Annotated in this window: 12 protein-coding genes; 4 read left to right on the top strand and 8 right to left on the bottom strand. The window is 34.5% G+C overall.

Annotated features, from left to right (window positions below; translation table 11 throughout):
• The first annotated feature begins 273 nt into the window (after positions 1 to 273).
• Positions 274 to 2,766: an XrtN system VIT domain-containing protein gene (locus AC3IS6_RS10255; protein WP_489164778.1), complete on the top strand. Its 2,493-nt coding sequence runs from the start codon at positions 274 to 276 to the stop codon at positions 2,764 to 2,766.
• A complete protein-coding gene (gene xrtN / locus AC3IS6_RS10250; RefSeq protein ID WP_489164777.1) occupies positions 2,766 to 4,022 on the top strand; it encodes an exosortase N in 1,257 nt (418 codons plus the stop codon). The genes AC3IS6_RS10255 and xrtN overlap by 1 nt, the downstream gene beginning before the upstream one ends.
• Positions 4,023 to 4,057: 35 nt before the next feature.
• Here xrtN and AC3IS6_RS10245 read toward each other — a convergent pair whose 3' ends face one another.
• A complete protein-coding gene (locus AC3IS6_RS10245; RefSeq protein WP_489164776.1) occupies positions 4,058 to 5,011 on the bottom strand; it encodes an AAA family ATPase in 954 nt (317 codons plus the stop codon).
• Positions 5,012 to 5,089: 78 nt separating this feature from the next.
• Positions 5,090 to 6,523, bottom strand: a complete 1,434-nt coding sequence (locus tag AC3IS6_RS10240) for a peptidylprolyl isomerase (protein WP_489164775.1) — start codon at positions 6,521 to 6,523, stop codon at positions 5,090 to 5,092.
• Between the two features lie 541 nt (positions 6,524 to 7,064).
• Here AC3IS6_RS10240 and AC3IS6_RS10235 point away from each other — a divergent pair.
• Complete coding sequence (locus AC3IS6_RS10235; protein WP_489164774.1) at positions 7,065 to 8,507, top strand: alpha-amylase; 1,443 nt, start codon at positions 7,065 to 7,067, stop codon at positions 8,505 to 8,507.
• Positions 8,508 to 8,661: 154 nt separating this feature from the next.
• On the top strand, positions 8,662 to 10,254 hold the full coding sequence (locus tag AC3IS6_RS10230; RefSeq protein ID WP_173968361.1) for a peptide chain release factor 3: 1,593 nt from the start codon (positions 8,662 to 8,664) through the stop codon (positions 10,252 to 10,254).
• Between the two features lie 608 nt (positions 10,255 to 10,862).
• Here the strand turns inward: AC3IS6_RS10230 and AC3IS6_RS10225 are convergent.
• The 6 genes from AC3IS6_RS10225 to rplA form a co-directional block, all read right to left on the bottom strand.
• The gene (locus AC3IS6_RS10225; RefSeq protein ID WP_017496730.1) at positions 10,863 to 11,174 is read right to left on the bottom strand and encodes a DUF3467 domain-containing protein; all 312 of its coding nucleotides are present in this window, start codon (positions 11,172 to 11,174) and stop codon (positions 10,863 to 10,865) included.
• Between the two features lie 11 nt (positions 11,175 to 11,185).
• Positions 11,186 to 15,493 carry a DNA-directed RNA polymerase subunit beta' gene (gene rpoC / locus AC3IS6_RS10220; RefSeq protein ID WP_489164773.1) on the bottom strand — a complete coding sequence of 1,436 codons (4,308 nt, stop codon included), beginning with the start codon at positions 15,491 to 15,493 and terminating at the stop codon, positions 11,186 to 11,188.
• 314 nt (positions 15,494 to 15,807) lie between these two features.
• Positions 15,808 to 19,620: a DNA-directed RNA polymerase subunit beta gene (gene rpoB / locus AC3IS6_RS10215; RefSeq protein WP_489164772.1), complete on the bottom strand. Its 3,813-nt coding sequence runs from the start codon at positions 19,618 to 19,620 to the stop codon at positions 15,808 to 15,810.
• A gap of 266 nt (positions 19,621 to 19,886) precedes the next feature.
• Positions 19,887 to 20,258, bottom strand: coding sequence for a 50S ribosomal protein L7/L12 (gene rplL / locus AC3IS6_RS10210; protein WP_007807437.1), 372 nt, complete (start codon positions 20,256 to 20,258; stop codon positions 19,887 to 19,889).
• 92 nt (positions 20,259 to 20,350) lie between these two features.
• The gene (gene rplJ, locus AC3IS6_RS10205; protein WP_029273446.1) at positions 20,351 to 20,854 is read right to left on the bottom strand and encodes a 50S ribosomal protein L10; all 504 of its coding nucleotides are present in this window, start codon (positions 20,852 to 20,854) and stop codon (positions 20,351 to 20,353) included.
• 22 nt (positions 20,855 to 20,876) lie between these two features.
• Entirely contained in the window at positions 20,877 to 21,566 is a 690-nt protein-coding gene (gene rplA, locus AC3IS6_RS10200) for a 50S ribosomal protein L1 (RefSeq protein WP_017496725.1), read from the bottom strand.
• Positions 21,567 to 21,575: the final 9 nt, after the last annotated feature.

The raw sequence follows: 21,575 nt of genomic DNA, 5'->3' as shown, positions 1-21,575 counted from the left end.
TATTGGTAATTTAAAATCCTTTCTTTAACAAAGTCGAAATCTGTTGTTGCAAACGAAGTGAGATTTTACTTCCACTTTAGCAAAGAACCTTTCTAAATAAGCAATTACAACGTTATAGTTACGCTTTTAACCCTCCACTTTTTTTCATTTTTGAAAATCATTTTTTTCATCATTAAGCTTTTTCATGATTTTAAAAAAAAATAGCATAAAAAGCTTGTAATTCAAATTCTTTAATAACTTTGCATTTCAAAGTACTTTTAAACAACTACAACTATGAAATACAAATTAGACCTTTTAAAACATTACACTCAAAAAACCGGAGTGACAATTGGATTAATCGTAACCTTTTTCAGCAGCCTTTTCCTGATTAGCGCCCTTATCTCTAAAGAATTTCGATTTCATGATTTTGAATCAATGGCTATACCTAGTCTCGTTTTTGAATTTGTATATGGAATTGTTCTTTCGTTTCTGATCTTAAGAAACAAAGAAACTTATATTCATCTGACTCCTTTTTTAATCCTAAACTGGTTTATTGGATGTTTCTCTTTAAATATTCTTGTTCCTATTTTTCATGATCTTCAAATATGGGTTTATTTGGCCACTCTGTTTTTTTGCCTGTCTAATTTTTTCATCTACAACAAATCAGAAGAAAGTCGAAATACATCTATTGCATTTTTTATAAATGGTTTATCTTTTGGTATCATCTTGTATTTTGCCATATATCTGATTCCTATTATGCCATTCTCTTTTATGGGTATTATTGTCTTAGGATTAGGTTTTTATGGCTTGGTTCCCGCATTGGTTATCATCATCCATATCGCAACAATTATTCGGTATCTTAACCGAAATAAAAATTACACCCTTTCTTTTAGTGCCGGTTTCCTGGTTATACTTCTAAGCTTAACTTTTTTTACGATTGGATTGCGTATCGAAAGCAATAAAATAGTACAATCAGCCGCTATCAGTTCCTTTGATCAGGACGATCATTTACCCCGTTACATTTCGATCTCACAAAATTTAAAACCTAATTTTTTCAATGAGATACTACTAAAAAAAGACATCGTCTATATTCCGCTTCATGACCTCTTTTCTTTTAACAGTTTTGGTTCCTTTGGTACTAAACAATTCAATGAGGAAAAAATACACAATCCGTTTATATCTGTTGCTTATCTGTTCTGCAAAGACCTTAATATTAACCATGATGACAAAATCAATATTCTGAAATCAAACTTCGACAAACGATTAGAAGCCGAAGAACAACTGTGGAGTGGCAAAAATTTATTTACCAAAACCATCAAAGAAGATGTGAAAATTTACCCTGACGCACATTTGGCTTATACCGAAGTTACCATGAAGATTGCCTGTCCCGAAAATACCCGGAGAAATCAGGAAGCTATTTATTCTTTTCAATTGCCGGAAGGTTCTGTTGCAACATCATTATCACTATGGGTAAACGGAATTGAAAGAAAAGGAGTTTTAACTACGAAAGAAAAAGCTAAAGCTGCCTATAATCAAATTGTAGGCGTAGAAAGCCGTGATCCGTCTTTAATGCAATGGAAAGAAGGAAATAAGGTCGTGGTTAGAGTTTTCCCTATCAACTCTAACACTCCCCGAACTTTTAAATGCGGTTTTACAACTCCTTTAAAAGTTGAAGACAACCAAATGAAATACCAAAGCCTTTCTATTAAAGGTCCAAACATTTCAACTGCCGAAACGATATCACGAATTCAAAGCGTTGGAAGTACAAAAATTGAAACCAGCAAAGATTTTGAACTCAACAAAGGTCATTACATTAACCAATCAAAAGGATTAGATTGTTGGGAAGCGTTTATGCCGTTAACCAAAGCCTCAAACTCATTTGCATGGAAAAACAAAATTTACGAAGTTAAAAACATTCAAAAAACAGCTATTCCTTTTACTCCTTCAGAAATTATACTGGACTTAAACAGCAGCTGGACTACCAAACAAATAGAATCCTATGTGAATCTAGAGAGATCAAACTTATTTGTTTTTATAAATGGAGAAAAGAAAGAAATTAATACTGACAATTTTAGAGCCATTGCATTAGAATTTGAAGAGCTGCATTATTCTTTATTACCTCTCTATCAAATCACTAAAAACAGTTTAATCATTACAAAATCAGGAACGTTCTCTGCCAATTTTGAAGAACTTGAAGATTCTGATTATTTAAAGAAGATAAGAAGCGAAACAAAACAGAGAAATTTAAAAGTAATTAATATTTCTTCTGATATTAATCCGTTTTGGCAAACCGTAAAAGAACAAAAATATGTCGATTACTTTCAGACCAGTTTAAAGAACAGTTTAGAGCTGATTCATAAAAAACAGTTTGTATTATTTAAAACAGAACCGAATACCGTAAATATTGAACCTGCAAACATTGCTATTACAGAAAGTCCCCAAACCAATATCCCTAAAAAGAATGGGCCGGATCACATCTACAGAATGTATGCTTTTGGAAAAGTACTCGAAGAACAAGTGAAAATTCAAAACGATACGTTAGTGCAGAATCAATATGTCGATTTGGCCAAAGATGCTAATATTGTTACACCAATATCTTCTTTAATTGTACTGGAAACTGATGAAGATTACAAAAATAACGGAATTGAGAAAAACATTGACACCCTTGGGAATGCATCTGTCAATAATGACGGAGCCGTACCAGAACCACATGAATGGTTATTAATAATTTTGGGATCGACAATACTTTTCTTTTACTACAGAAAACACAAAAAGCAAATTATTTAATGGAATCATTTCTATTTCAATACAAAAATACCATTGCGATCCTGATCCTAGTTCTATTATTGGCTATAAACTCCAATACAGTCCTGTCTGGTCTTGATAGTAATCTTTTTGGAGTTTCATTTTCAATAATCTTATTTTTTATCGGGGGTAGAAAAACTTCATTTAATATGAACTACCCTCTTTTAGGATTAATTCTTTTACTAGAATTTATAAGCTATCGATTGCACACCAAATCTCTGCATTTTTTAGCTTTAGCTCTATTGGCTTGTTTTCTGTACTACAGCTTTACAAGAAAATTTTCGTTCATTGCTTTTATCTGCATTCTATTATTCTCTTCACTCTTTACAACTTTTTTCGATTATTTGACCGTAGAAATTAAACAGATACTATGTTACGGGGTGTATTTAACTTTAAAAAATTTCATTCCGATTACCAAAATCGAAGGTGTTAATTTCTACATCCATAATGCAAAAATTACCATCGACACTGCCTGCATGGGATTGTCGATGTTTAAAACCGGTTTACTTGTTGGCGCTTTTTTGTTGACTTTGGAGGAACGCAACCAGCATAAATATTACAACGTAAAACAAATCTTCCTCTTCTGTTTTGTAATAATTCTACTCAATATCATTTCGAATTACTTCAGAATCATCGTTTTAATTTTAGTTAATTGCACCGAAGAAAACACTTTACATTACACAATTGGTTTACTCTGTTTTGTGTTTTATCAAATCATGCCTATGTTGTTTTTAATACGCTTTTTCAAACCTAATCAAGAAGAGACACCGAGCCCAGCTTCTAATAAAACTATCTTCTTTCCAATAACAATAGCTTTTTCAATAATACTCGCAACTAGTTTAGAAATCAAAAAAGCATTAAAACATGACTTACTCGAAAATCTGAACACCATATATAATATTAAAGATGGAATATGGGTTAACAATGAAGTTTTTAAGATTGTGACTCCCAAAAAACTTGTTTACATTAAAACTCCCTCTCACAATCCTTTGGTTTGCTGGACAGGTACTGGTTATAAGATAATAGAATCTAAAGTGATTAAAAAAAACAATGAAGAAATATGTTTTGTTCGAATGGAGAAAAACCAAACGCAATATTACTCGTATTGGTGGTACGAATGCGATCATAAAAAATATACCTCACTTGCCGAGGTACTTTTAATTAAGCTTTTTTACAACAAACCTGTTCGCTTAATAAACGAAACCAGAAGGATCGAATTTGATATAAAAAAAGCCTGATAACACTTGTTGTATCAGGCTCTATATCGTTTAGTTTACAACAGCTTCTGAATAATTTTCTCCTCTGTTATTCCTTCGGCATCTGCTTTATAGTTTTTAATAATTCTGTGTCTTAAAATTCCGGTTGCCACTGCTTTGACATCTTCAATATCCGGAGAAAATTTCCCATTGAAAGCAGCATGAGCTTTTGCAGCCAAAATTAAGTTCTGAGAAGCCCTTGGTCCTGCTCCCCAATCTAAATAATTTTTAACAAAATCATTTGACAAAGCATTATCAGGACGTGTCTTACTGACTAAAGTTACCGCATATTCAATTACATTATCGGCTACGGGAATCCTACGAATCAAATGCTGAAAATCGATAATTTCCTGCGCAGTGAATAATGGATTAATGGTTGTTTTAGCATCAGAGGTGGTACGTTTCACTACTTGAACTTCTTCTTCAAAAGTTGGGTATTCTAACTTAATAGCAAACATAAAACGGTCTAATTGCGCTTCCGGCAAAGGATACGTTCCTTCTTGCTCAATTGGATTTTGGGTAGCCAATACAAAGTAAGGCAAATCTAACTTATAGTTTTGACCTGCAATGGTAACAGAACGTTCCTGCATGGCTTCAAGTAGAGCAGCCTGCGTTTTAGGTGGAGTTCTGTTGATCTCATCGGCCAAAATGATATTTGAAAAAATAGGCCCTTTGATAAATTTAAAATGTCTGTTTTCATCCAGAATCTCACTTCCCAGAATATCCGAAGGCATTAAATCCGGCGTAAACTGAATTCTTTTAAAATCTAAACCTAAAGCCTGAGACAAAGTATTAATCATTAAAGTTTTTGCCAAACCCGGAACACCAATCAAAAGAGCATGACCACCTGAAAATATACACAGTAAAATTTGGTCTACAACGGCATCCTGGCCTACAATAATTTTTGCTATTTCGTTTTTTAATTCGTTTCGTTTTTGAACTAAATTATGAATTGCTGTTACGTCAGACATTTAGATATGTTTTTAAAATTAAAAAGAGTTAGTTTTATGAATTCATAAAACTAACTCTTTTTCTTTATTTAATAAAAATTATTTTTTTAGCCAATTGTAAACAAACTTACAATCTCTGTACTCTCCAATAATTTTGATATAGGTATCTTTTATTTTATTATCAAACCATTTTGAAATTGTCGTGATTTGCTTTTCTTTTAATGCCAATTCTTTAATTTTGGTATAATCCTTAGCATAATCTGCCACGTGCTGCTCAATTCTATTGGTAACGGTAATTATTTTGTACGTCTTTTTACCTTTATCGTCTGTATTTAAAACCGGTTGTGAAATTTCATCATCTTTTAAATTAGAAACCTGACTGTATAAAGTAGGATCCATTTTGGTCAATTCAAAACGAGTATCCTGAGTATTTGGGTTCACTAGTGTTCCTCCGTTTGCTCTTGTTTCTTTCTCATCCGATTCTGTTCTTGCAGCATCTGCAAAAGTGATTTCCTTATTAACAATCTTATTTCTGATGTTCGTAATTCTTTCTTTCGCATCTTTCAAAGCACTTTCAGAAACTGTAGGAGAAATTAAAATATGTCTCAATTCAACTTCCTGTCCTTTAATTTTTTCAACCATTATAATATGATATCCAAAAATAGTTTTAAAAGGCTCAGAAATTTCGCCAGCTGCTAAACTAAAAGCAACATCTTTAAACTCTTTTACGAAAGCTGTTTTTCGAGTCATTTTATAAAAACCTCCCGTTGGTGATGATCCCGGATCTTGTGAATACAATACTGCTTTTGTTGCAAAACTGGATCCCTCAAGAACATCTTTTCGAATAGCATTCAATCTGTCAATTACCTTCTGTTCATCTTCTTTCGAAACCTTTGGCTCTACAACAATTTGTGCTACTTCCATCTCTGCTCCAAAAGTTGGTAATTCCTCTTTTGGTATCTTTTTAAAGAAATTACGAACTTCCTCCGGTGTAATTTCAACCGCATCCACAATTTTCTTAGTCATTTCTGAAGCTAATTTTTGCTCCTTTAAAATATCTGCAAAATAAGTTTTAAATTCTTCTACGGAGTTCTTTTTGTAATAGGCTACAACTTTATTAATGTCACCCACTTGTTGTACCATATAATTCAGACGCTCGTCCATCATGCTTCTTACTTCGGCATCACTCACTACGATACTATCCTGAATCGCCTGATGTGCATACAATTTATCCTCTAAAAGCTTACCTAACATTTGGCATCTAGTAATATCTTTTGTAGATCCTCCTTGTGCTGAAATTTCTAAAAATCCCTTATCAATATCCGAATCTAAAACAATATAATCTCCAACTGTAGCAATAATACCGTCAATTTTCAGCTTTTGCCCAGATGGAACGACAATAGCAGGTTTGCTAACTACTGTATCCTTAATAACTTCCTGAGCCGAAATAATTGAGTTGAAAAAAAATAAAAAACACATTGTCAACACGAATTTGAAATCAATTGTTTTTAGCGATAATTTTTTTAATAACATTATTTAAAATTTAATTTGAATGTAAAGGTCTTGCTATAGAATTTCGTCTTAAACTGAACTCACTTTAAAATACTTCAGATATACAACTCCGGAAATATTAAACAATTAAGATCTAGTTCATTTTGACTTATAACGAACAAAAATAACAATTCAATTACATAATACAACTATCAGCAATACTATTAACAAAAAATTATAGAGCTGATCTTCAATTTCATTAGAAACTGACTTCTCAGCCCCGTTAAATAGTGGCTAAAAATTGCACTAAGTTGCTATTAAGTCTTGAAACAATACGTTTTAGAAACGGGCTTTACTAAATTTCAATCCTTTAAATACGTTTGTAACAAAAAAAGTTATCAATACTACAACGTTTTCGTGGTATAACTATTTTCTTGCAAAATCGAATGAAATCAAAAAACACATACTTTAGATACGTAATTAATAATTTAAGAGCAGATAAATTACGAATAATACTTCTTTTTTAGCCCGATAGATTACAATTACAAACTTTATTAACTCATATTAACCAAATCTAAAATTTATGAAAAAACCAATTCTACAACTTTACCTGATTGCAGCGATTACTGCATTTTTAGGTTCGTGTTCTCAAAATGAAACAGTTGAAACAGATTCAAAAGCTCAGAGTCAGCAATTTGAAATTATTAACGTTACACATCATGACGGAAGACCTTTCAGTACCGGAACTTCCAATTCATCTGTAACCGGAAAATATGTAGACAATCCGGGTGGCGGAGTTATGATGCAGGCCTTTTACTGGGATGTTCCCTCCGGCGGAACCTGGTGGAATACGGTAAGCAGCAAAGTAACTGCCTGGTCTAATGCAGGAATCGGCTCTATATGGCTTCCTCCTGCCTCTAAAGCGCAAAACGGAGCTTTCTCTATGGGATATGACCCTACAGATTATTTTGATTTTGGAGATTACAACCAAAATGGTTCTGTAGAAACCCGATTTGGTTCAAAAGCCGAATTGGTCAGCTTAATTACCAGTGCACATACTGAGAATCTAAAGGTATATGCAGATATTGTTATCAATCATAATAGCGGTGGACAATCAGAAGCCAATCCTTTTACGGGAACTAATACCTGGACTAATTTTAGCGGAGTGGCTTCTGGAAAGTTTACGCGTAATTATAATGACTTCTACAAGAACAGTTACGGAAATAACGACGAAGGTGCTTTTGGAGGTTTTCCTGATTTATGCCACGCCAACCCGCATGTACAGGACTGGCTGTGGGTGAGAGCTGACGGAGTGGGTAAATATTATAAAAATACGATGAAGTTTGACGGCTGGAGATTCGATTACGTAAAAGGCTTTGGTGCCTGGGTAGTAAACTCCTGGAATGCTAATGTTGGCGGATTTTCGGTTGGAGAATTATGGGATTCTAATGTAAACGTGTTAAATGACTGGGCAAACAACGCCAACAGTTCGGTTTTTGATTTTGCCTGTTATTATAAAATGAATGATGCTTTTGACGGAAACAATCTGGCATTACTGAATGATGATATGATGTGGAAAAGAAACCCTTACAAAGCTGTAACCTTCGTAACCAATCATGATACTGATGAAATCTGGAGTAAATTATTAGCGTATTCCTACATATTAACACATGAAGGTTATCCAACTATTTTTTACAGAGATTATGAAGAATGGTTAGACAAGAACAAACTAAACAATCTAATCTGGATTCATAACAATAAAGCGACTGGAACAACTTCTATCTTATATTCTGACAATGATGAATATGTAGCGCGAAGAAATGGTTATAACGGAAATCCCGGATTGGTTGTTTACATTAATAACTCTGATACCTGGCAGGAAAGATGGATTCAAACCAATTGGGCTAATACTCAAATCAAAGATTTTACCGGAAATTCTAGCTGGTATCCAACAACTCAGGCCGATAAATGGGTAAAAATACAGTGTCCTCCAAAAGGATATTCAATTTGGTCTGTTAACCAATAGCTTCAAAATTTGCAATTCAAAGGCTGTTCTAAAAAAACAGCCTAATTTTTTGAACAACCTAACTTTAATAAAACAAGAGACTTCCCAATTTAAGAACTGAATATTTTTATTAAGCCGTAATTAATAGTACTTTTGCAACCTATTTATACGAAATATGAGCTTTTTAAAAGAAATACAACGCAGAAGAACATTTGGAATTATATCGCATCCTGATGCCGGTAAAACAACTTTAACAGAGAAGTTATTGTTATTCGGAGGAGCTATTCAGGAAGCAGGAGCTGTAAAAAATAATAAAATTAAAAAAGGAGCAACGAGTGATTTCATGGAAATCGAACGCCAAAGAGGTATTTCGGTTTCAACATCTGTACTTGCTTTTAATTATAAGGACAAAAAAATCAACATCCTTGATACTCCTGGACACAAGGATTTTGCCGAAGATACTTTTAGAACTTTAACGGCTGTTGATAGTGTTATTGTTGTAATTGACGTTGCAAAAGGAGTCGAAGAACAAACAGAGAAATTAGTCGCTGTTTGTAGAATGCGTAACATTCCGATGATTGTTTTCATCAACAAATTAGACCGTGAAGGAAAAGATGCTTTTGACTTGATGGATGAAGTAGAGCAAAAACTAGGTCTTACTGTTACGCCTCTAAGTTTTCCTATCGGAATGGGTTATGATTTTCAGGGAATTTATAATCTTTGGGAAGAGAACATTAACCTTTTCAGCGGAGACAGTCGTAAAAATATCGAAGAAACGATTGCTTTCTCTGATGTTCAGAACAATCCGGAATTAGATAAAATTGTGGGTCAAAAAGCAGCTGAAAAACTTCGTGAAGAATTAGAATTGATCGATGAAGTTTATCCAAAATTTGATCGTCAGAATTATTTAGATGGTAAATTACAGCCTGTTTTTTTTGGATCGGCTTTGAATAATTTTGGGGTTCGTGAATTGCTAGATTGTTTCGTTCAAATCGCTCCATCGCCAAGACCAAAAGATTCTGAAACTCGTTTGGTTGATCCGGCAGAAGAAAAAATGACCGGTTTTGTGTTTAAAATCCATGCGAATATGGATCCAAAGCACAGAGACCGTTTAGCTTTTATTAAAATCGTTTCTGGAACTTTTGAAAGAAACAAACCTTATTACCACGTTCGTCAAAAGAAAAATTTAAAATTCTCGAGTCCAAATGCGTTCTTCGCTGAAAAAAAAGAAATTGTAGACATTTCTTATCCAGGAGACATTGTAGGTTTACACGATACAGGAAACTTTAAAATTGGTGATACATTAACCGAAGGAGAAATAATGAGCTTTAAAGGAATTCCAAGTTTCTCTCCGGAACATTTCAGATACATCAACAACGCCGATCCTATGAAAGCTAAGCAATTAGAAAAAGGAGTCGATCAGTTAATGGATGAAGGAGTTGCACAGTTGTTTACTTTGGAAATGAATAATCGTAAAGTTATCGGAACTGTTGGTGCGCTTCAGTATGAGGTAATTCAGTATCGCTTAGAGCATGAATATGGTGCAAAATGTACTTATGAAAACTTCCCTGTTCACAAAGCGTGCTGGGTTAAACCGGATGATGCTAAAAATGAAGAATTTAAAGAATTTAAACGTATCAAACAAAAATTCCTCGCTCACGATAAATACGGTCAGTTGGTATTTCTTGCTGATTCAGATTTTACAATTCAAATGACGCAAAGTAAATATCCAAGTGTGAAATTGTTTTTCACCTCAGAATTTGATTAAGAAATTTTGAAATATTCTATAAAAAAAGCGCTAATTTACAATTAGCGCTTTTTTTTTAATTTGAATTAATCCAACCTTAATTAGTTAATATATTCCAAAATTAATTTCTTTTATTCAGGAAAGGACAATTTAGCACAATCAATTCAAAGTAAGAAATTTTGTCGACGAAAGTAAAAATAAAACCGTTGAACTGCGTTTCTTGCTTATTTTAATCGCAAATGCACAAAGATTTGTAGCCATTGACAAAATTCACACACATCCATTTTATCACAGTTGTAAAAGTCATCAAAACTTTCTTTACCAGACTTTCCTGTAACTGCTTATGCCTTTCAGGGCAATATGATTCATTATCTTAATTTATAGTGCGTTGCACTATTTTTATGCTTTTGGACTTTCAGCCCATTTTTACACATTTCAAATATTTATACCAGGAGAGAACACCAATTATAAAATCAGCTGTAATAAAATGATCTCATAAATAAAAAGCTGAAATCGTTAATAAAGGAATAACTTCTATCAGCTCCTAACATTTTATATTGAACCAAAATTTGCCTTAAAATTTTAGCTTTATACCATAAAAAAAGCCCCATTACTGGGGCTTTTAAAATTTATGCTTGTCCCGCAGGACCAAAATTAAGCGGTATCGGAGCTTGTTCAGTCTCTTTGATTTCGCCATGAGCGACTTCAAAACGATGAATATTTTCACCAATTGCTTTTAATAATCTTTTAGCATGTTGTGGTGTCAAGACAATTCTTGACTTTACTTTGGCTTTAGGAATACCAGGCATAATACTCACAAAATCTAAAACAAATTCTGATGATGAGTGATTGATAATTGCAAGATTAGAATAAATTCCTTCTGCAATAGTTTCGTCTAACTCAATGTTAATCTGTTCTTGTTGTTGGTTCGGATTACTCATAGTTTCCTAAATTAATAAATATATTCTTCTTTATTAGCCATCATTTCGTTGTAATCGTCTTTAGATCCTACGATAGTATTATCGTATTCTCTCATACCAGTTCCTGCAGGAATTCTGTGTCCAACAATTACATTTTCTTTCAATCCTTCTAAATCATCTACTTTACCAGCTACAGCAGCTTCGTTAAGTACTTTCGTTGTTTCCTGGAAGGAAGCAGCAGAGATGAATGATTTAGTTTGTAGCGAAGCTCTTGTAATACCTTGTAAAACTGGCGTTGCAGTTGCAGTAATTACATCTCTGGCTACAACCAGATTTTTATCATTTCGTTTCAACAATGAGTTCTCATCACGTAATTCACGAGGTGTAATAATCTGACCTGGTTTTAATACAGCAGAGTCTCCAGCATCTTCAACTACTTTCATACCGTATAATTTATCGTTTTGAACGATGAAATCTTTAGTATGAATCAATTGATCTTCTAAGAATAATGTATCTCCCGGATCCTGAACTCTTACTTTACGCATCATTTGACGAATAACTACCTCAAAGTGCTTGTCATTAATTTTTACCCCTTGTAAACGGTATACCTCTTGAATTTCATTTACCAAGTACTGTTGAACAGCAGCTGGACCTTGAATTCTTAAAATATCATCCGGTGTAATTGCACCGTCAGACAATGGTACTCCCGCTCTTACGAAGTCATTCTCTTGTACTAAGATTTGGCTGGAAAGTTTAACTAAATACTTTTTAATTTCACCAAATTTAGATTCAATAACGATCTCACGGTTACCTCTTTTGATTTTTCCAAAAGAAACAACACCATCAATTTCAGATACAACTGCAGGGTTAGAAGGGTTACGAGCTTCAAGCAACTCAGTAATTCTTGGTAAACCTCCTGTAATATCTCCCGCTTTAGAAGAACGACGTGGAATTTTAACCAATACTTTACCTGCTTTAATTTTCTCACCGTTTTCAACCATTAAGTGTGCACCTACTGGTAAATTGTAAGAACGAATCAATTCACCTTCTTTACCGTAAACCAATAAAGTTGGAATTAATTTTTTATTTCTAGCCTCAGAAATTACTTTTTCCTGGAATCCTGTCTGCTCATCAATTTCAACCATGTATGATTGTCCTTGTTCTAAATCTTCGTAAGCAATTTTACCTGTAAATTCAGAAACAATTACACCATTATATGGATCCCACTTACAGATCACAGATCCTTTAGTAACTACTTCACCATCCTTAACAAAAATACTAGATCCGTAAGGAATATTGTGTGTATTTAAAACGATTCCAGTTTTCTCGTCAACTAATTTTAATTCAGTTGAACGTGATACTACGATATCAACCGCATTACCTTCACTGTCTTCACCTTTTACAGTTTTTAAATCTTCAATCTCAAGTCTACCGTTGAATCTTGTAACAATACTAGACTCTTCAGAAATACCTCCAGCAACCCCCCCAACGTGGAACGTACGAAGTGTTAACTGTGTACCTGGCTCTCCAATAGACTGAGCTGCAATAACTCCGACAGCTTCACCTCTTTGTGTCATTTTACCAGTAGCTAAGTTTCTACCGTAACATTTAGCACAAATACCTTTTAAAGCCTCACAAGTTAATGGAGATCTAACTTCTACTCTTTCAATCGGAGAAGCTTCGATAACTCTCATGATTGCTTCAGTAATTTGTTGTCCAGATTGAACCAGAACTTCATTCGTAAGAGGATTAATAACATCTTGCAATGCAACACGTCCTAAAATTCTTTCTCCTAAAGATTCAACAATTTCCTCATTTTTCTTCAAAGCAGAAACTTCAACACCTCTAAGAGTACCACAATCTTCGATGTTTACAATAACATCTTGAGATACGTCATGAAGCCTTCTTGTTAAGTATCCAGCATCGGCAGTTTTAAGAGCCGTATCCGCAAGTCCTTTACGAGCACCGTGAGTAGAAATAAAGTACTCAAGAATCGAAAGACCTTCCTTAAAGTTAGAAAGAATCGGGTTTTCAATAATCTCACCACCACCGGCAGTAGATTTTTTAGGCTTAGCCATCAAACCACGCATACCTGTTAACTGACGAATCTGTTCCTTAGAACCCCTCGCCCCAGAATCAAGCATCATATATACAGAGTTGAAACCTTGTTGGTCTTCTCTAATATTTTTCATTGCTAATTCTGTTAACTGAGCATTTGCAGAAGTCCATACGTCAATAACCTGGTTGTAACGCTCGTTATTGGTAATAAGACCCATATTATAATTCACAGAAATACCTTCAACTTGCTCTCTGGCATCTGCAATTAATTTTGTTTTTTGTTCTGGGATTCTAATATCACCAAGAGAGAATGATAAACCTCCTCTAAATGCGAATTTATACCCCATATCTTTCATATTATCCAAGAAAGCTGCCGTTGTAGGTACATCAGTCACACTTAAAATGTGTCCGATAATATCTCTAAGGTTTTTCTTAGTCAATACATCATTGATATATCCAGCTGCTTCAGGTACTACTTCGTTAAATAATACACGTCCTGCAGTTGTTTGAATGATTTTGTAAACTAATTCTCCAGCCTCATTAAAATCTTTTGCTCTAATTTTCACACGAGCATTCAATTCTAATCTTCCTTCGTTTAATGCAATGTTTACTTCTTCAGCAGAATAGAAAGTCAAATCCTGACCTAAAATAATGTGATCTTCTGTAGAAATACGCTCTTTGGTCATATAATATAGACCCAAGACCATATCCTGAGAAGGTACAGTAATTGGAGCACCATTTGCAGGGTTAAGGATATTGTGAGAAGCCAACATTAATAATTGTGCCTCTAAAATAGCCTCTGGTCCCAATGGTAAGTGAACTGCCATCTGATCCCCGTCAAAATCCGCGTTGAAAGCCGTACATACTAACGGGTGCAACTGGATCGCTTTTCCTTCAATTAATTTTGGTTGGAAAGCCTGGATACCAAGTCTGTGCAAAGTAGGAGCACGGTTTAGTAATACTGGGTGTCCTTTAATTACGTTCTCAAGGATATCCCAAACTACTGGCTCTTTTTTGTCTATAATTTTCTTAGCAGATTTTACTGTTTTAACAATACCTCTTTCGATCAATTTACGGATAACGAAAGGTTTGTATAATTCAGATGCCATATCTTTTGGCAATCCACATTCGAATAATTTTAATTCAGGACCAACAACAATTACCGAACGAGCAGAATAATCCACACGTTTTCCAAGTAAGTTTTGACGGAAACGTCCTTGCTTACCTTTTAATGAATCTGATAATGATTTTAATGGTCTGTTAGATTCTGTTTTAACAGCAGAAGCTTTACGCGTGTTATCAAATAATGAATCTACAGATTCCTGTAACATACGTTTCTCGTTTCTTAAGATAACTTCTGGAGCTTTAATCTCCATTAATCTTTTCAAACGGTTGTTACGGATGATTACACGACGGTATAAATCATTTAAATCTGAAGTTGCAAAACGACCTCCATCAAGCGGCACAAGCGGACGTAATTCTGGTGGAATAACAGGAACCACTTTCATGATCATCCACTCAGGACGATTTTCGCGGTTTAAGTTAGATTCACGGAAAGACTCAACAACTTGTAGTCTTTTTAAAGCTTCAGTTTTACGTTGTTTAGATGTTTCGTTATTAGCGCTGTGTCTTAATTGGTAAGACAACTCATCTAAGTCAATACGTGCTAATAAATCCATAATACATTCTGCTCCCATTTTGGCAACAAATTTGTTAGGATCCATATCATCTAAATATTGGTTTTCTTGCGGAAGAGTATCTAAAATATTTAAGTATTCTTCTTCAGTTAAGAAATCTAATCTTTGTAATGATTCTCCATCTGCATTTTTAGCAATACCAGCCTGAATTACTACGTATCTCTCGTAGTAAATGATCATATCTAATTTCTTAGATGGAAGACCAAGGATATAACCAATTTTGTTTGGAAGAGAACGGAAATACCAGATGTGAGCAATAGGTACAACAAGGTTGATATGTCCTACTCTGTCACGACGTACTTTTTTCTCAGTAACTTCAACACCACAACGGTCACAGATGATACCTTTGTAACGAATTCTTTTATATTTACCACAAGCACACTCAAAATCCTTAACAGGTCCGAAGATTCTTTCGCAAAAAAGTCCGTCACGTTCTGGTTTGTGAGTTCTGTAGTTGATTGTTTCCGGTTTCAAAACCTCTCCTCTTGATTCTTTCAAGATAGATTCTGGTGAAGCCAATCCAATTGAGATTTTATTAAATCTTTTTACTGGATTTTTATCTTTATTATTTCTATTATTCATCATAGTTTTTACTATTGATTTATCTGCAATTAAAAATTGATTTTATTTCAGTCTAAAGTCAAATGTCATAAAGTTTTTAAAGTCACGAATGACTTTGAACTTTGGACTTTCAAACTTTGGACTTAAACACTACCTCGGATTACTTCTCTAAACTTCAAACTTAATTTTGAAGCGCTAATTATAAAACTTTTCAGGTTTAAATAAAAAATCGGAACGGGTTACGGGTATAAATCCTAAAAACTTTTATTTTAATAAACAGCTTCAGTCTCAGCTTCCAGTTTTGAACTGAATACTGAGACTGTAACTGAAAACTTTATTTATTCTTCTAAACGAATGTCAAGTCCAAGACCTTTTAATTCATGCATTAATACATTGAATGATTCCGGTAATCCTGGTTCTGGCATAGACTCTCCCTTAACGATAGCTTCGTAAGTTTTAGCTCTACCAATAACGTCATCCGACTTAACTGTTAAGATTTCACGAAGAGTACTTGATGCTCCATAAGCCTCAAGTGCCCAAACCTCCATCTCTCCAAAACGCTGACCTCCAAATTGAGCTTTACCTCCAAGTGGTTGTTGAGTGATCAACGAGTATGGTCCGATAGAACGTGCGTGCATCTTATCATCAACCATGTGTCCTAATTTAAGCATATAAATTACACCCACAGTTGCAGCTTGATGGAAACGCTCTCCGGTACCACCATCATAAAGGTGTGTATGTCCGAAACGTGGTACTCCAGCTTCATCAGTCAAAGCATTGATTTGGTCTAAAGAAGCACCGTCAAAAATTGGAGTAGCAAATTTTCTACCTAAATTTTGACCAGCCCATCCAAGAACAGTCTCATAAATCTGACCAATGTTCATACGTGAAGGTACCCCTAGTGGATTCAATACGATATCTACCGGTGTTCCGTCTTCAAGGAAAGGCATATCTTCATGACGAACGATTCTTGCAACAATACCTTTGTTACCGTGACGTCCTGCCATTTTATCCCCTACTTTCAGTTTACGTTTTTTAGCGATATAAATTTTCGCTAATTTCAAGATTCCAGATGGTAATTCATCTCCAACTGTAATAGTGAATTTTTCTCTTCTTAAAGATCCTTGTAAGTCGTTTAGCTTAATTTTATAGTTATGAATTAAATCATTAACCATTTTATTAGTAGCGTCATCAGCAACCCATTGACCTTTGCTTAAGTGAGCAAAATCTTCTACTGCGTAAAGCATTTTTTGAGTATATTTTTTACCTTTTGGTAAAACTTCTTCACCCAAATCATTCATTACACCCTGAGATGTTTTTCCGTTAACGATCAAGAATAATTTTTCAACCAATCTGTCTTTTAATTCAACAAATTTAGTTTCAAACTCCATTTCTAAAGCACCTAAAGCATCTTTATCCTGAGTACGTTTACGTTTATCTTTTACGGCTCTTGCAAATAATTTTTTGTCAAGAACAACACCATGTAAAGACGGAGAAGCTTTTAATGAAGCATCTTTTACATCACCTGCTTTATCCCCGAAGATTGCACGAAGCAATTTCTCTTCCGGAGTAGGGTCTGATTCTCCTTTTGGTGTAATTTTTCCGATCAAAATGTCGCCAGGTTTCACCTCTGCTCCAATTCTAATCATACCGTTTTCATCTAAATCTTTAGTAGCTTCTTCAGAAACGTTAGGGATATCGTTTGTTAACTCTTCATTTCCTAACTTAGTATCTCTAACCTCTAATGAATAATCATCAACGTGGATAGAAGTAAAAATATCATCACGAACTACTTTTTCAGAAATTACAATCGCATCCTCAAAGTTATACCCTTTCCATGGCATGAACGCAACTTTTAAGTTTCTACCTAAAGCTAATTCACCATTTTGAGTTGCATATCCTTCTGATAATACTTGTCCAAGAACTACTCTATCACCTTTTCTTACGATTGGTTTCAAGTTGATGCTTGTACCTTGATTGGTTTTTCTAAATTTAATTAAGTTGTATGTTTTTTCATCAGCATCAAAACTTACCATTCTTTCGTCTTCAGTACGGTCGTATTTGATAGTAATGATATTAGCATCAACATATTCTACAGTTCCATCTCCTTCTGCATTAATCAACACTCTGGAGTCTGAAGCTACCTGACGCTCTAAACCTGTACCAACAATTGGTGCTTCCGGGCGGATCAAAGGAACCGCCTGACGCATCATGTTTGATCCCATCAACGCACGGTTCGCATCATCATGCTCCAAGAAAGGAATCAATGAAGCCGAAATCGAAGCGATCTGGTTAGGTGCAACGTCTGTGTAGTGTACAACTGAAGGTTCAACAACCGGGAAGTCACCTTCCTCACGAGCAATAACATTAGTTGCCGTAATTCTACCTGTCTCATCCATTTCGATGTTTGCCTGAGCAATCATTTTTCCTTCTTCTTCTTCAGCACTTAAGTAAATTGGAGTACTTTCTAAATCAACTACACCATTAGTTACTTTACGGTAAGGAGTTTCAATGAAACCCATTCCGTTAACTTTTGCATAAACACCAAGAGATGAAATCAAACCAATGTTCGGTCCCTCTGGAGTTTCAATCGGACATAAACGACCATAGTGTGTATAGTGAACGTCACGAACCTCGAAACCGGCTCTCTCTCTCGAAAGTCCACCTGGCCCAAGTGCAGAAAGTCTTCTTTTGTGTGTAATCTCAGCTAGTGGATTCGTTTGATCCATAAATTGAGATAACTGGTTCGTACCAAAGAAAGAGTTGATAACTGATGATAATGTTTTAGCATTAATCAAATCAATTGGTGTAAACACCTCGTTATCTCTAACGTTCATTCTCTCACGAATAGTTCTTGCCATACGAGCTAAACCAACACCGAATTGTTGAGACAATTGTTCTCCAACTGTTCTAACACGACGGTTTGATAAGTGATCAATATCATCAATCTCTGCTTTAGAGTTGATCAATTCGATCAAATATTTTACAATGGTAATAATATCTTCTTTGGTAAGCACTTGCTTTTCCATCGGAATATCTAAACCAAGTTTTTTGTTCATTCTGTAACGACCAACTTCACCTAAGTTATAACGTTGATCAGAGAAGAACAATTTATCTATAATACCACGAGCAGTTTCTTCATCAGGCGGTTCTGCATTACGCAATTGCCTGTAGATATGCTCAACAGCTTCTTTTTCAGAGTTTGTTGGATCTTTTTGTAACGTGTTGTGGATAATAGCATAATCTGCCTGATTATTATCCTCTTTGTGTAACAAAATAGATTTAACGTTAGAATCGATGATCTCTTCAACATTATCTTTGTCGATAATTGTATCACGATCAAGGATGATTTCATTACGTTCGATAGAAACTACCTCACCGGTATCTTCATCAACGAAATCCTCGTGCCATGTGTTCAATACACGCGCAGCAAGTCTTCTTCCAATATACTTTTTAATACCTGTTTTAGAAACTTTAATTTCTTCAGCTAAGTCGAAAATTTCAAGGATATCCTTATCTCTTTCGAATCCAATTGCACGGAATAAAGTTGTTACTGGTAATTTTTTCTTTCTATCGATATACGCGTACATTACGCTGTTAATATCTGTAGAAAATTCTATCCAAGACCCTTTAAAAGGAATTACTCTGGCAGAATAAAGTTTTGTTCCATTTGCGTGGAATGATTGTCCAAAGAAAACCCCAGGAGAACGGTGTAGCTGAGATACTACTACACGCTCAGCACCATTGATTACAAAAGTACCGCTTGGAGTCATATAAGGTATTGTTCCAAGATAAACATCCTGTACAATAGTTTCAAAATCTTCGTGTTCTGGATCTGTACAATATAGTTTTAACCTAGCTTTTAAAGGCACACTATACGTAAGACCTCTCTCTATACATTCTTGAATTGTATAACGTGGTGGATCAACAAAATAATCTAGGAACTCCAATACAAAGTTGTTTCTTGTATCTGTGATTGGAAAGTTTTCCATGAAGGTGTTGTACAACCCTTCGTTGCCTCTTTCGTCAGATTTAGTTTCTAGTTGAAAAAAATCTTTAAAAGATTTAACCTGAACATCTAGAAAATCCGGATAGTCAGGAATATTTTTTGTAGAGGCAAAATTCAATCTTTCAGTCTGATTTGTTATCATCAATGGACAAAATTTTGATTAAAAAAAAGTAATTTTTTTGTGTAAAAACACACTGTTTAATCTATACTTTCTTATTATAATCAATACATCTTTAAAAATAAACCGGTAAAAGTAAGTTCAATTTTTTTTCTTCGTATTGATCAAAAACTTTTTCGTATTTTAAACTATTTGATAATAAAACTTGATATATTTTATTATACGAAAAATGGTTTAGACCCTTGGATGATTCCACCCAAGGTCTAAACCTAGTTCTAAACTGTGTTTTGTTATTTTAACTCAACAACAGCTCCAGCTTCTTCTAATGATTTTTTAAGACCTTCAGCCTCTTCTTTAGATACACCTTCTTTAACGTTACTTGGAGCACCGTCAACTACATCTTTAGCTTCTTTAAGACCTAAACCTGTAAGTTCTTTTACTAATTTCACAACTGCTAATTTAGAAGCTCCAGCTTCTTTTAATACAACTGTAAATTCAGTTTGTGCTTCTTCAGCAGCACCTTCTCCACCACCAGCAGCAACTACTACAGCTGCAGCAGCAGGCTCGATACCATACTCGTCTTTTAATATTGTTGCTAATTCGTTAACTTCTTTAACTGTTAAGTTAACTAATTGTTCTGCGAATTGTTTCAAATCTGCCATTTTTTCTATCGTTTAAAATGATTTGTAAAATTATATTTTGTTTATTGTGCGCTATTTAAGCTGCAAGGAAAATAAGTTCCTTACAATAATTATTATGCTTCAGCTTCTTCTTCGCTACCTGCGAATTTGTTTTGTAAAGCAGAAATAATTCTTTGAGCTGGTGATTGTAATAATCCAATAAGTTCTCCAAGAAGTTCTTCTTTAGACTTAATAGTAGCTAATGCCTCTAATTGGTTATCTCCAATGTATACTTCAGAATTGATGTATGCTCCTTTTAAAACTGGTTTATCAGATTTCTTACGGAAATCTTTGATAATTTTTCCAGGTGCATTAGCTACATCAGAAATGAAGATAGCACTATTACCAGTTAAAACTGTAGGTAAATCACCATAATCATTAGCAGAAGCTTCCATTGCTTTTGCAAGCAAAGTGTTCTTTACAACTTCTAATTTGATACCTGCTTTAAAACAAGCTCTTCTTAAGTTTGAAGTTGTTTCTGCGTTTAAACCAGAAATATCAGATACATAAATGATATTTGTACCAGCTAACTGCGCAGTTAAATTTTCAATCGCGATTGATTTTTCTTCTCTAGTCATACTAAAAATTTTTAACTACCAATTATACTGCTTTTGGGTCTAGTGCAATAGCAGGACTCATAGTGCTTGTAAGGTGAATACCTTTAATATAGGTACCTTTAGCAGCAGTTGGTTTAAGTTTTATTAATGTTTGAATAATTTCGTGTGCGTTGTCAACAATTTGCTCAGCTCCAAAAGAAACTTTACCAATTCCTGCGTGAACGATACCAGTTTTATCAACTTTAAAGTCAATTTTACCAGCTTTAACCTCTGCAACAGCTTTTGCAACATCCATAGTTACAGTACCTGTTTTAGGGTTTGGCATTAAACCTCTAGGTCCTAAAATACGACCTAATGGACCTAATTTACCCATAACAGCCGGCATAGTGATGATTACATCAACATCAGTCCAACCATCTTTAATTTTTTGTAAATAGTCATCAAGACCTACATAGTCTGCACCAGCTTCTTTAGCTTCCGCTTCTTTATCTGGAGTAACTAATGCTAATACTTTAACATCTTTACCTGTTCCGTGAGGTAATGTAACTACACCTCTAACCATTTGATTCGCTTTTCTTGGATCTACACCCAAACGAACTGCGATGTCAACAGACTCATCAAATTTTGCAGAAGCAACTACTTTTAATAATGCCGCAGCATCTTTAAGAGAATATAGTTTGTTCTTTTCAATTTTTGAAGCAGCCTCTTTTTGCTTTTTTGTTAATTTTGCCATGTCTTTCTC

Source organism: Flavobacterium sp. KH_035, from assembly GCF_057839565.1.
Note: the sequence above shows the minus strand (reverse complement) of the source record. Positions and strands in the feature narration are given on the sequence as shown.